Raw genomic sequence first — 12,108 nt, forward strand, 5'->3', positions numbered from 1 at the left:
ACCCTCACAAGGAGGCAGACATGGGACAACATCCCAGCCCGGAGGCCGACCCGACGGCCACCGTGGACTTCCAGGAAGTCCAGCAGCGGCCCGAGTTCAAGGAGCTCCGGCACCGCCACCGCAGTTTCGTCTTCCCAATGGCCATCGCATTCCTGCTGTGGTACTTCCTGTACGTGCTGCTGGCCGATTACGCGCACGACTTCATGTCCATCAAGCTCGTGGGCAACATCAACGTCGGCCTGGTTCTGGGCCTGCTCCAGTTCGTGAGCACCGTCGCGATCACCATGTGGTACGTCAGCTACGCCAACAAGAAGCTGGACCCCATTGCCGCCGGTATCCGGCATGACCTGGAGTCCGCCGAGCAGCCCCCGGCAGGAGGGACCAAGTGATGCTTCCGCTCACCACCGTCACGCAGGAAACCACGCAGGTGGGCGAGCCGTGGCTGAACATGACGATCTTCGGCCTGTTCGTAGCCATCACCATGGTGATCGTGCTCCGGGCCAGCCGTAACAACAAGACAGCGGCGGACTACTACGCCGCCGGCCGATCCTTCACCGGCTCCCAGAACGGCACCGCCATCGCCGGCGACTACCTCTCCGCCGCCTCCTTCCTCGGCATCGTCGGGGCCATCGCCATCAACGGCTACGACGGCTTCCTCTACTCGATCGGCTTCCTGGTGGCGTGGCTGGTGGCGCTGCTGCTGGTGGCCGAACTGCTGCGCAATACCGGCAAATTCACCATGGCGGACGTGCTGTCCTTCCGGTTGAAGCAACGCCCGGTGCGGATCGCTGCGGCGACGACGACGCTGGCCGTCTGCTTCTTCTACCTCCTGGCGCAGATGGCGGGCGCGGGCGCGCTGGTCTCGCTGCTGCTCGGCATCGACGACCGGCTCGGCCAGTCCATCGTCATCACCGTCGTCGGCGCGCTGATGATCCTGTACGTCCTGGTGGGCGGCATGAAGGGCACCACCTGGGTGCAGATCATCAAGGCCTGCCTGCTGATCGCCGGCGCTTTCGTCATGACCGTCTGGGTGCTGGCCCTGTACGGCTTCAACCTCTCGGCGCTGCTCGGCGACGCCGCCGCGACGGCAGGCAATCCCGAGATCCTCAACCCGGGGCTCCAGTACGGCGTGAGCGAAACGTCCAAGTTCGACTTCATCTCGCTGGCCCTGGCGTTGGTGCTTGGCACCGCGGCCCTGCCCCACGTACTGATGCGCTTCTACACCGTTCCGACGGCGAAGGAGGCCCGCCGCTCGGTGGTCTGGGCCATCTGGCTGATCGGCGCGTTCTACCTGTTCACCCTGGTGCTCGGCTACGGCGCCGGCGCGCTGATCGGACCGGACGCCATCAATGCGGCCCCGGGAGGCGTGAACTCCGCGGCCCCGCTGCTGGCGTTCCACCTCGGCGGCCCGCTGCTGCTGGGCGTGATCTCCGCCGTCGCGTTCGCCACCATCCTGGCCGTCGTCGCCGGCCTGACCATCACGGCCGCGGCGTCCTTCGCCCACGACATCTACGCCAATGTGGTCCGCAAGGGCAAGGTCGACGCGGACGGCGAGGTCAAGGTCGCCCGCCGCACCGTCGTGGTCATCGGCGTCCTGTCCATCCTCGGCGGCATCGGCGCCCAGGGACAGAACGTGGCCTTCCTCGTGGCGCTGGCCTTCGCGGTCGCGGCCTCGGCGAACCTGCCGACGATCATCTACTCCCTGTTCTGGAAGAAGTTCTCCACCCGGGGCGCCGTGTGGTCGATGTACGGAGGCCTCGCCGCCGCCGTCGTCCTGATCGCCTTCTCCCCGGTGGTTTCCGGAGCCGAAACGTCCATGATCCCCGGCGCCGACTTCGCTTGGTTCCCGCTGAAGAACCCGGGCATCGTGTCCATCCCGCTGGCGTTCTTCCTCGGATGGCTCGGCACGGTGCTGGACAAGACGGTCGAGGACCCGGCGAAGCAGGCCGAGATGGAGGTCCGTTCGCTCACCGGCGTAGGCGCCGAGAAGGCGGTCGAACACTAGGCCTCACCGGGCCGCCGGGCGTTCCGGCGGCCAGAGCAGAATGACCACGGGCGGGTCCGGAGCATTCCGGGCCCGCCCGCCGTCGTCCCGGCAGCTGCGGAAGGGCTTGCGGGGTCAGGCGAGCTGCGGGTGGGCGAGCTTGACCGGTTCGGAGACGATGTGGCCGTCCCGGGTGTTGACGCCGGGCAGCAGTTCGGGCAGCCGCCGGGCCGCGGCGTCCACGCCTTCCTCGGCGATCGCCCTGACGTAGGGCAGCGTGGCGTTGGTCAAGCCGTAGGTCGACGTCCGCGGAACGGCGCCGGGCATGTTGGCGACACAGTAGAACACGGTGTCATGCACTGCGAACGTCGGATCCGCATGCGTGGTCGGGCGGGAGTCTTCGAAGCAGCCGCCCTGGTCGATCGAGATGTCGACGAGCACGGCGCCCGGCCGCATGCGCGAGACGAGATCGTTGGTGATGAGCTTCGGCGCCTTCGCCCCGGGGACCAGGACGGCGCCGATCACCAGGTCCGCCTGCAGCACCGCCGTCTCCAGCTCCCAGGCATTGCTCGCGATGGTGTTGACCCGCCCCTGGTAGAGGTCGTCGAGCTGCTGGAGCCGGCGCACGTTCGTGTCCAGCACGGTCACGTTCGCCCGCATGCCGACCGCCATCGAGACGGCGTTGGCCCCGGCCACGCCCGCGCCGATCACGACGACGTTGGCGGCGTGCGTGCCCGGCACGCCGCCCATGAGCACGCCGCGGCCGCCCTGGGGCTTGAGCAGGGTCTGTGCTCCGACCTGGGGCGCCAGCCGCCCGGCGACCTCGGACATCGGCGCCAGCAGCGGGAGCGTGCGGTCCGGCAGCTGCACGGTCTCATAGGCCACTGCGGTCACCCGCTGTTCGCACAGCTGCGCCGTCAGCTGGGCGTCCGCGGCCAGGTGCAGGTACGTGAAGAGGGTCAGATCCGGGCGGAGCCGGTGGTACTCCTCCGCCACGGGTTCCTTCACCTTCAGGACGAGTTCCGACTCCGACCAGGTCTCGTCCGCGGAGGCGGCGATGCGGGCTCCGGCGGCCGTGTAGTCCTCGTCGGTGATCGCGGAGCCGAGGCCGGCCCCGGTTTCCACGGTCACCGAGTGGCCGGACAGGATCAGTTCGTTGACGCCGGCCGGGGTGATCGCCACCCGGAACTCGTTGTTCTTGACTTCGCGGGGAACGCCGATCTGCATGGCACTGACTCCTTCGCACCTTGGGCCCGGACCGCCGTCGTACTCCCGGCTTGCACCTGGTGCGCGGGCCGCCGTGCCCCGAGCCTACTCCCGAACCGCCCGGCTGCGCAGCAGTCAGCCGGCCGAAGGGTCCTCGGCCCGGCGCAGCAGCGGGCCGACGCGGAACGGAACGAGCTCATGCATGGCCAGGGACGTGTCCGTGCGCTCCACGCCGTCGATGGCCAGCACCTGGCTGTTGATCCGGAACAGGTCCTCCGCGCTCCTCGATACCACCTGGGCGAGGATGTCCGCATTGCCGGTGACGCCGTAGGCCTCCAGTAGCTCGGGAATCAGCGCCAGCTCCGCGGTGATCTGCTCCAGTTTGCGCTGCTGCACATGGATGTGGATGAACGCCATCAGCGGGTAGCCCAAAGCGGCCGGACTGATCCGGCGCTCGAACGTCAGGAACACGTCCCCGGCCTCGAGCTGGGCAAGCCGCGCCTGCACGGTGTTGCGGGAGAGTCCCAGTTGCTGCGCGAGCGCGACGACAGTGCTGCGGGCGTCCCCCGACAGGGCCGTCAGCAACCGGATGTCAGTGCCGTCCAGGGGCCGCATAGTGCGAAACGTTAGCACGATCAAACCTGCTCCGACAGAGCATTATGCGCAGACACGGCGATGGAGATTGCGCTTGATGCCTCCTGTGAGTATCGTCACAAATACCTTCCGACAAGGGCGTCGGAAGGCCCTACGCCGGTCCGGACATCCACAAGAACACCGGGGCGGCCGGACCACGAGCGAAGGAGCGCGTGCAGCAGTGTCCCTACATGCCATGGGCCCGGTTCCACAGGAAGACCTCATCCAGCTTCTCGCGCCGGACGGCAGCCGGACCGCCGGCTCCGGCTTCGACGAATGGATCGAGGACGTCGACGGCGCGGCGCTGCAGGGCCTCTACGAGGACATGGTCGTAGTGCGCCGGCTCGACCAGGAAGCCACCGCCCTGCAGCGGCAGGGGGAGCTGGCGCTGTGGCCGCCGCTGCTCGGGCAGGAGGCGGCGCAGATCGGCTCCGGCCGCGCCCTGCGCAAGGACGACTTCGTCTTCTCCAGCTACCGCGAAAACGGCGTGGCCTACTGCCGGGGCGTGGGCTATGCGGACATGCTCCGGGTCTGGCGCGGCAACGCCCCCTCCGGCTGGGATCCGTACGCGGTCAACATGGCCACGCCGCAGGTCATCATCGGCGCGCAGACGCTGCACGCAACCGGCTATGCGATGGCCACCAAGTTCGACGGCGCCGACTCGGTGGCGGTCTCGTACTTCGGCGACGGCGCAACGAGCCAAGGGGACTCCAACGAGGCGATGGTGTTTGCCGCCAGCTTCCAGGCTCCCGTCATCTTTTTCTGCCAGAACAACCAGTGGGCCATCTCCGAGCCCGTGCGGCTGCAGGCGCAGCGGGACATTGCGGACCGTGCTCCCGGTTTCGGCATCCCGAGCGTCCGGGTGGACGGCAACGATGTGCTGGCCTGCCTTGCGGTGACCCGCCAGGCCCTGGACCGGGCCCGGGGCGGCGGCGGTCCCACGTTCATCGAGGCGGTGACCTACCGGATGGGGCCGCACACGACGGCGGATGATCCTTCGCGCTACCGGGATCCCAATGAGCTTGAGGACTGGAAGGGGCGCGATCCCATCGACCGGCTCGGCCGGCTGCTGGAAGCCGAGGGGCTCCTCGGGGCGGAGGTCTCGGAACGGGTCCGGGCGGCGGCGGACCGGGCGGCCGGCGAGCTGCGCGAGGCCTGCGTCAGCATGCCCGAGCCCGGCGAGCTCGAGGTGTTCGACAACGTCTACGCCACGCCCCACGCGGTCCTCGCCGGCCAGCGCCGGGACTACCAGCGGTACCTGGCATCCTTCGAGGCGGCTCCGGGAGGCGCGTCATGAGCACCATGACCTTCGGGCGGGCGATCAACTCCGGCCTGCGCCGCGCGATGGAGCGGGATTCGAAGGTGGTCCTCATCGGCGAGGACATCGGGATGCTGGGCGGCGTCTTCCGGATCACGGACGAGCTGCAAAAAGACTTCGGTGCCCACCGGGTCATCGATGCCCCACTGGCGGAATCCGCAATTCTGGGTACGGCCGTCGGCATGGCCTACCGCGGATACCGCCCGGTGTGCGAAATCCAGTTTGACGGGTTCATCTATCCGGCGTTCAACCAGATTGTGAGCCAGGTGGCCAAGCTGCATTACCGCACCCGGGGGAGGGTCAAGATGCCACTGACCATCCGGGTTCCGTTCGGCGGCGGAATCGGGGCGGCGGAGCATCATTCGGAATCACCGGAAGCGTACTTTCTGCACACCCCGGGCCTGCGCGTGGTCTCAGTGTCGAACCCGCAGGATGCGTTCCTCATGATCCAGCAGGCCATTGCCTGCGATGACCCGGTGCTCTTCTTCGAGCCCAAGCGCCGCTACCACACCAAGGGAGAAGTGGACGAGGAGGCCGGGCTGGACGGCTATCCGATGGAGCAGGCCAGGGTGGAGGTTTCCGGGGACGACGCAACGCTCGTCACCTACGGTCCGCTGGTGCAGGTGGCCCGGGAGGCGGCGGAAGCGGCCCGCGGGGACGGAATCTCCCTCGAGGTGATCGACCTGCGCTCGCTGTCGCCCATCGACTTCGGCACGGTGGAGGCCTCGGTGCGCAAGACCGGCCGGCTGGTCGTGGCCCATGAGGCGGCCCGGACCGGCGGCCTGGGCGCCGAACTGGCCGCTTCCATCACCGAGCGCTGCTTCTACCACCTGGAGCACGCACCGGAGCGGATCACCGGCTTCGACATCCCGTACCCGCCGGCCAAGATGGAGCAGCACCATCTCCCCAACCTGGACCGCATCCTCGACGGCGTGGACCGGGTGCTGGACCGCCGGAATTCGCTCGGCGGCGGGGAGGGATACTGATGGCGGTCCGCGTCTTCAAGCTGCCGGACCTGGGCGAGGGCCTGACCGAGTCGGAGATCGTGAGCTGGCGGGTGGCCGAGGGGGACAAGGTCGAACTCAACCAGATCCTGGGCGAGGTGGAGACGGCCAAGGCCGTCGTGGAGCTGCCCTCGCCGTTCGCCGGCGTGGTCAAGATCCTGCATGAGGCTCCCGGAACGACGGTCAACGTGGGCGAACCGATCGTCTCCTTCGAGGTGGCCGGCGAGGCGAACACCGGCCCGGCAGAGGCAGGAGAGGCACCTGGCGGACGGGCCGGGCATGGAGCGGCGGGCGAACCCGCGGCTGCGCCGGTGTCCGCCTCGGCCCGCGAGGCAGTCCTGGTCGGGTACGGCGCCCAAACCGAGGGAACCGGGAAACCGGCGCGCCGCCGTCGTACTTTCGATCCGCCGCCGCCCGGTGCAGCCCCCACAGCTCCGCCGTTTGCGGGCCCGCCCGTCCCCGCCGGCGGGACGGAGCCGGAGGTGAAGGAACGGCCGCGTTCGACGCCGCCGGTGCGCAAGCTGGCCAGGGAGCTCGGAGTCGACTTAGCGCTCGTCCGCGGCACAGGGCGGGACGGGCTGATCACGCGTGCGGACGTCGAAGGCTTCCGTGCCGGTGCCGCCATGCCGCCTGCCATGCCGCCCGCAGGGGCGCCTGCGGCTGCCGACGGGCGTTGGCTCGGCGGCGCCGCCGAGCGTGAAAGCCGCCTGCCGGTCAAGGGCGTGCGCAGGCAGATGGCCGCGGCGATGGTGGCCAGCGCCTTCACGGCTCCGCATGCCACGTCTTTCCTGACGGTCGACGCAACGGCAGGCCTGGACCTGCTGGACCGGCTCCGCGGGCAGCGCGCTTTCGCGGGAACCAAGCTGACCCCATTGACCTTGACGGCGAAGGCCCTCTGCATCGCGCTGGACCGCCACCCGCTGCTGAATGCACGATGGGACGAGGAGCACCAGGAAATCGTGCAGCAGAACTACGTCAACCTGGGCATCGCCGCCGCGACGCCGCGCGGTCTGCTGGTCCCGAACATCAAGGATGCGCAGGCCCTGGACCTGGTGGCGCTTGCCGGCGCGCTGGCGGAACTCGCCAGCCGGGCGCGCGCGGGCAGGACGGCGCCCGCCGAACTCTCCGGCGGCACCATCTCGCTGACCAACATCGGCGTTTTCGGCATCGACGCCGGCACGCCCATCCTCAACCCGGGAGAGACGGCGATCCTCGCCACCGGCGCAGTGCAGCGGCGGCCGTGGGAGTACCGCGGCGGAATTGAACTGCGCCAAGTGATGACGCTGAGCCTGTCCTTCGACCACCGGTTGGTGGACGGGGAGCAGGCGGCACGGTTCCTGTCCGATGTCGGCGCGATCATCAGCGACCCCGCCGTTCTGCTGGCGATGGTCTGATCAGACCAGCTCGAGGATCTCCTCGGTCACCACGGCTGCGCGGGCGTTGGCGAACCCCTTGGACTCGCCGACCGGCTTGAACCCGGCCTTTTCGAGCACCTTGATGGAGCCAAGGTTGTCCTTGACAGCGCGGGCACGGATCGGGCGGGCGGTGAACTCGGCCAGGAACTTCTCTACCGCCGCGGAGGTGATGCCGCGGCCCCAGTGCGACTTGGCGGTCCAGAAGCTGAGTTCCGGGTAGCCCTCGGACGGATAGGCAAGGACACTGCCGACGACCTCGCCGTCGGCAGTGACGGTGCGGACAACAATCTGCTCATCGTTGAGGATGTTCTGCCAGTGGTGGTTGAAGACGCCTCGGTCGGAAGGGTCCTTGGCGGAGAATGCGGCCATGTGGTTGGCATCCGGGTCCCGCTGGTACTCGAAGAACTTGTCCAGGTCCGCCGGCTCCACGGGGCGCAGCTCAATCATTTTGGAACCTTTCGGGTCTAGGTGGTCTCAACAGACTACTCGGCTTTCAGTGCTGCCCATGCCATTTGTTCCAGCAGGTTTCGGCGCCAGCCCTTGTCCCGCTGGCGCTTGCCCCGGTGCAGCGAGTGCGGCGTGGAGTTGATCAGTCCGAACGCGGCGTGCGCGCGCATCCGCAGCCGCGGAGTGTCCTGGGCGGGGAGCATCTGGGACAGCACGGCCACCCAAACCTCGACATACTGGCGCTGCAGGTCCCGCACATGGGCCGATTCCTCCGGCGGGAGGCTGTCCAGGTCCCGGTCGTGCACGCGGATGACGTCCGGATTGCTCAGGGCGAAGTCGACATGGAATTCGATCAGCCCGCGCAGGGCGTCCTCGGGGTCGGGGGAACTGTCGACGACGGCACGCCCGCCGTCCAGCAGGTCCTGGCTGACCCCGGTCAGCAGGGCGGACAGGACCGCGTGCTTGCTGCTGAAATGCCGGTAGACGGCCGGCCCGCTGACGCCCGCCGCAGCGCCGAGGTCTTCGATGGAGACTCCGTTGAAGCCCCGTTCGGCGAAAAGCCGGGCGGCGGCGGCCAGCAGGGCCGCGCGGCGGGAAGCCTTGGCTTGGCTGCGTCCGGTGACCCGTCCGGCGTCGGCGGCGGCGTTGACGGACACGGCATTTCCTCCTGCCAGCTGTGGTGCTGGACATTTGATGTGATGGACATTACGCTGAATTTCAGTTAATCCACACTAACCAAAACGGCTGGCCGAGGCCAGCCCCGGGCCGTTTCCGCGGCCCCCGGAGGAAGAACGGCGTCGATGTGGACTCTGCCTTCCCGGGTGGACATTACCAGCCCGGCGTTCCCGCGGACGCGGTGCCCGGGGCGCCGGCCCGGGGCGCCGGCGGCCGTTTCCGGTCCGGCGGCGGACGGGCCCGTACAGAAAGAGGCCAAGCGATGCCTGATTTCTCCCTGAGCGAGGACTACCAGGACCTGGTGGACACCGTGCACGAATTCGCCGACGAGGTGGTGGCCCCTGCCTCCGTGAAGCATGACGAGGAGCACTCGTTCCCGTACGAAATCGTGAAGCAGATGGGCGAGCTGGGACTGTTCGGCCTGCCATTCCCCGAAGAGTACGGCGGCATGGGCGGGGACTACTTCGCCCTCGCCCTCGCGCTGGAACAGCTCGGGCGGGTGGACCAGTCCGTGGCCATCACGCTTGAGGCGGGCGTCTCGCTCGGGGCCATGCCGGTCTACCGCTTCGGCACGGAGGAGCAACGCCGGCAGTGGCTGCCCATGCTCACCAGCGGCGACGCCCTCGCCGGCTTCGGGCTGACCGAACCGGAGGCAGGCTCGGACGCGGGCGGCACCAAGACCACGGCGCGGCTGGAGGAAGGCCAGTGGGTGGTGAACGGCCGCAAGGAATTCATCACCAACTCCGGGACGCGGATCAGCCGGCTGGTCACGGTCACGGCGGTCACGGGCGCCGTACAGCGGGCGGACGGGAGCGCCGGCAAGGAGATCTCCACCATCCTGGTGCCCACGGATACGCCCGGTTTCACCGCGGAGAAGGCCTACAACAAGGTCGGCTGGAACGCCTCGGACACGCACCCGCTCACCCTCGACGACGTGCGGGTGCCGGAGGCCAACCTGCTCGGGCAGCGCGGGCGCGGCTATGCCAATTTCCTCCAGATCCTGGACGAGGGACGGATTGCCATCGCCGCCCTGGCCACCGGCGCGGCGCAGGGCTGCGTGGACGAGGCGCTGACCTACGCCAAGCAGCGGCAGGCGTTCGGCCACAACATCGGCCATTACCAGGCCATCCAGTTCAAGATCGCCCGGATGCAGGCCCGCGCGCACACCGCGAGGCTGGCCTATTACGATGCGGCGGCCCGGATGCTGGCTGGCAAGCCCTTCAAAACCCAGTCCGCGATTGCCAAGATGGTGTCAGGCGAAGCAGCGATGGACAATGCCCGGGATGCCACGCAGATCTTCGGCGGCTTCGGGTTCATCAACGAATTCCGCGTGGCCCGGCACTACAGGGACTCGAAGATCCTGGAAGTCGGGGAGGGGACCACGGAGGTGCAGCTGATGCTGATTGCCCGGGGGCTGGGCCTGTAACCGAGTGGCCGGCCGAAGGCCCGAAGGAGGACTGCAGTGATCAACAAGGTTGTAGCCAGCGCCGCCGAGGCCGTGGCGGACATCCGCAACGGGGCCTCGCTGGCGGTCGGCGGGTTCGGGCTGTGCGGCATCCCCGTGGCGCTGATCCAGGCCGTGCACGACGCCGGCACCACGGACCTTGAAACCATCAGCAACAACTGCGGGGTGGACGACTGGGGCCTCGGAGTGCTGCTGAAGGACGGGCGCATCCGCCGCACCATCAGCTCCTACGTGGGCGAGAACAAGGAGTTCGCGCGGCAGTACCTGGCCGGAGAGCTGGAGGTGGTCCTCACTCCGCAGGGCACCCTCGCCGAGAAGCTGCGTGCGGGCGGCGCGGGAATTCCGGCCTTCTACACGCCGGCGGGCGTAGGCACCCAGGTCAGCGAGGGCGGGCTGCCGCAGAAGTACGACGCCGAGGGGAACGTCGCGATCGCGTCGGAGCCCAAGGAGGTGCGCAGTTTCGGCGGCGAGGACTACGTGCTCGAGGAGTCGCTGCGCCCGGATTTCGGACTGGTGCACGCCTGGCGGGGCGACCGGCTAGGGAACCTGGTCTTCCACGTGACGGCGATGAACTTCAACCCGCTCTGCGCGATGGCCGGCCGGACCACCATCGCGGAGGTGGAAGAGCTGGTGGAACCGGGGGAGCTGGATCCGCAGCAGATCCACACGCCGGGCATCTTCGTCCAGCGCGTTGTCGTCGCCGGCAATGTGGAGAAGCGGATCGAAAAGCGTACCGTCGCCGCCGCGCAGCCGGCGGGAACAGGCGGAGAGGGGAACTGACATGGCGCTCTCCCGCACCGAACTGGCGGCCCGCGCGGCCCGGGAACTGAGGAACGGGCAGTACGTGAACCTGGGTATCGGGATGCCCACGCTGATACCCAACTACATTCCCGCCGGGGTGGAGGTGGTGCTGCACTCCGAAAACGGGATTCTTGGCGTGGGACCGTATCCTGCCGACGACATGGTGGATCCGGACCTGATCAACGCAGGCAAGGAGACCGTGACCCTGAACAAGGGCGCGGCAATCTTCGACTCCGCCACCTCCTTCGGCATGATCCGGGGCGGGCATGTGGACGTGGCCGTGCTCGGAGCCATGCAGGTCGCCGAAAACGGAGACCTGGCCAACTGGATGGTCCCGGGCAAGATGGTCAAGGGCATGGGCGGCGCGATGGACCTGGTCTTCGGCGCCAAGCGGTTGATCGTCATGATGGAGCACGTGGACCGCAACGGCAGCCCCAAGATCCTGGCCGAGTGCACGCTTCCGGTGACCGGCAGGGGCTGCGTGGACCGGATCATCACGGACCTGGCGGTCATCGATGTCACGGACGGAGGCCTGGTGCTGCGCGAAGTCTCGCCCGGCGTCCCGGTGGACGAGGTGGTCGCCGCGACGGGAGCGGAGTTGAAGATCGAGGAGCACGAGGTGGACGACGTATGAACAGGACCGTCGTCCAGCGCGGCCTGTACTTCGAGGAGATCGAGGTGGGTGCGACCTATGTCCACCGGCCGGGCCGGACGGTGACCGAGACGGACAACGTGCTGTTCACCACAGCCACCATGAACACGCAGGCGCTCCACCTGGACGCGGCCTGGTCCGAAACCCAGCCATTCGGCCAGCGGCTGGTGAATTCCATGTTCACGCTGGCCACCCTGGTCGGGCAGTCGGTCACCCAACTGACCCAGGGCACGATCGTGGCGCAGCTGGGGCTGACCGACGTGACGTTCCCGCATCCGCTCTTCCACGGGGACACGCTCTACACGGAGACGGTCGTGACAGACAAGCGTCTCTCATCCTCGCGGCCAGGCCAGGGGATCGTCACGATGGCGCATACTGGGCGGAACCAGCACGGCGTCGTCGTTGCCACGGCCAGCCGAAGCTGCCTGATGTGGACGGAGGAAGGTCACCGCAACGCGCTCGAGGCAGCGGCAACGGCTCCGGGGCCGGCCGAGGGATAGGCAGCGCG

The 12,108-nt window shown here is 68.4% G+C and carries 13 protein-coding genes; 9 read left to right on the forward strand and 4 right to left on the reverse strand.

The features are described from left to right. Window positions 1-20 precede the first annotated feature (20 nt). On the forward strand, window positions 21-389 hold the full coding sequence (locus AHIS1636_RS03610; RefSeq protein WP_264794447.1) for a DUF485 domain-containing protein: 369 nt from the start codon (window positions 21-23) through the stop codon (window positions 387-389). Continuing rightward, window positions 389-2,005 carry a monocarboxylic acid transporter gene (locus AHIS1636_RS03615; RefSeq protein WP_264794539.1) on the forward strand — a complete coding sequence of 539 codons (1,617 nt, stop codon included), beginning with the start codon at window positions 389-391 and terminating at the stop codon, window positions 2,003-2,005. The genes AHIS1636_RS03610 and AHIS1636_RS03615 overlap by 1 nt, the downstream gene beginning before the upstream one ends. Window positions 2,006-2,119: 114 nt before the next feature. Here AHIS1636_RS03615 and ald read toward each other — a convergent pair whose 3' ends face one another. Further along, complete coding sequence (gene ald / locus AHIS1636_RS03620; RefSeq protein WP_264794448.1) at window positions 2,120-3,211, reverse strand: alanine dehydrogenase; 1,092 nt, start codon at window positions 3,209-3,211, stop codon at window positions 2,120-2,122. A 114-nt stretch (window positions 3,212-3,325) separates the two neighbouring features. Next, window positions 3,326-3,805: an Lrp/AsnC family transcriptional regulator gene (locus AHIS1636_RS03625; protein WP_264794449.1), complete on the reverse strand. Its 480-nt coding sequence runs from the start codon at window positions 3,803-3,805 to the stop codon at window positions 3,326-3,328. Between the two features lie 214 nt (window positions 3,806-4,019). On the opposite strand from AHIS1636_RS03625, the gene pdhA reads away from it, so the two are divergent. Genes pdhA through AHIS1636_RS03640 form a run of 3 tightly spaced genes read left to right on the forward strand, consistent with a single transcriptional unit; the run spans window position 4,020 to window position 7,539 of the window. Beyond that, window positions 4,020-5,120, forward strand: a complete 1,101-nt coding sequence (gene pdhA, locus AHIS1636_RS03630; protein ID WP_264794540.1) for a pyruvate dehydrogenase (acetyl-transferring) E1 component subunit alpha — start codon at window positions 4,020-4,022, stop codon at window positions 5,118-5,120. After that, window positions 5,117-6,127 carry an alpha-ketoacid dehydrogenase subunit beta gene (locus AHIS1636_RS03635; protein WP_264794450.1) on the forward strand — a complete coding sequence of 337 codons (1,011 nt, stop codon included), beginning with the start codon at window positions 5,117-5,119 and terminating at the stop codon, window positions 6,125-6,127. The genes pdhA and AHIS1636_RS03635 overlap by 4 nt, the downstream gene beginning before the upstream one ends. Then, complete coding sequence (locus AHIS1636_RS03640; protein ID WP_264794451.1) at window positions 6,127-7,539, forward strand: dihydrolipoamide acetyltransferase family protein; 1,413 nt, start codon at window positions 6,127-6,129, stop codon at window positions 7,537-7,539. The genes AHIS1636_RS03635 and AHIS1636_RS03640 overlap by 1 nt, the downstream gene beginning before the upstream one ends. On the opposite strand, the gene AHIS1636_RS03645 is transcribed toward AHIS1636_RS03640, so the two are convergent. Continuing rightward, complete coding sequence (locus AHIS1636_RS03645) at window positions 7,540-8,007, reverse strand: GNAT family N-acetyltransferase (protein ID WP_264794452.1); 468 nt, start codon at window positions 8,005-8,007, stop codon at window positions 7,540-7,542. 35 nt (window positions 8,008-8,042) lie between these two features. Next, window positions 8,043-8,663: an SACE_7040 family transcriptional regulator gene (locus AHIS1636_RS03650; RefSeq protein ID WP_264794453.1), complete on the reverse strand. Its 621-nt coding sequence runs from the start codon at window positions 8,661-8,663 to the stop codon at window positions 8,043-8,045. Window positions 8,664-8,944: 281 nt separating this feature from the next. Between AHIS1636_RS03650 and AHIS1636_RS03655 the strand changes: the two genes are divergently transcribed. From AHIS1636_RS03655 to AHIS1636_RS03670, 4 genes are read left to right on the forward strand one after another with little or no spacing between them, the layout of a single operon-like run. Then, complete coding sequence (locus tag AHIS1636_RS03655; protein WP_264794454.1) at window positions 8,945-10,108, forward strand: acyl-CoA dehydrogenase family protein; 1,164 nt, start codon at window positions 8,945-8,947, stop codon at window positions 10,106-10,108. A gap of 36 nt (window positions 10,109-10,144) precedes the next feature. Next, window positions 10,145-10,927 (forward strand): CoA transferase subunit A, encoded by a 783-nt coding sequence (locus AHIS1636_RS03660; protein ID WP_264794455.1) that lies wholly within the window; start codon window positions 10,145-10,147, stop codon window positions 10,925-10,927. A gap of 1 nt (window position 10,928) precedes the next feature. Beyond that, window positions 10,929-11,582: a CoA transferase subunit B gene (locus tag AHIS1636_RS03665; RefSeq protein WP_264794456.1), complete on the forward strand. Its 654-nt coding sequence runs from the start codon at window positions 10,929-10,931 to the stop codon at window positions 11,580-11,582. Next, on the forward strand, window positions 11,579-12,100 hold the full coding sequence (locus AHIS1636_RS03670; protein WP_264794457.1) for a MaoC family dehydratase: 522 nt from the start codon (window positions 11,579-11,581) through the stop codon (window positions 12,098-12,100). Before AHIS1636_RS03665 ends, AHIS1636_RS03670 begins: the two co-directional genes overlap by 4 nt. Window positions 12,101-12,108 lie beyond the last annotated feature (8 nt).

It is taken from the genome of Arthrobacter mangrovi, from assembly GCF_026011795.1.
Classification (GTDB): Bacteria; Actinomycetota; Actinomycetes; order Actinomycetales; family Micrococcaceae; genus Crystallibacter; species Crystallibacter mangrovi.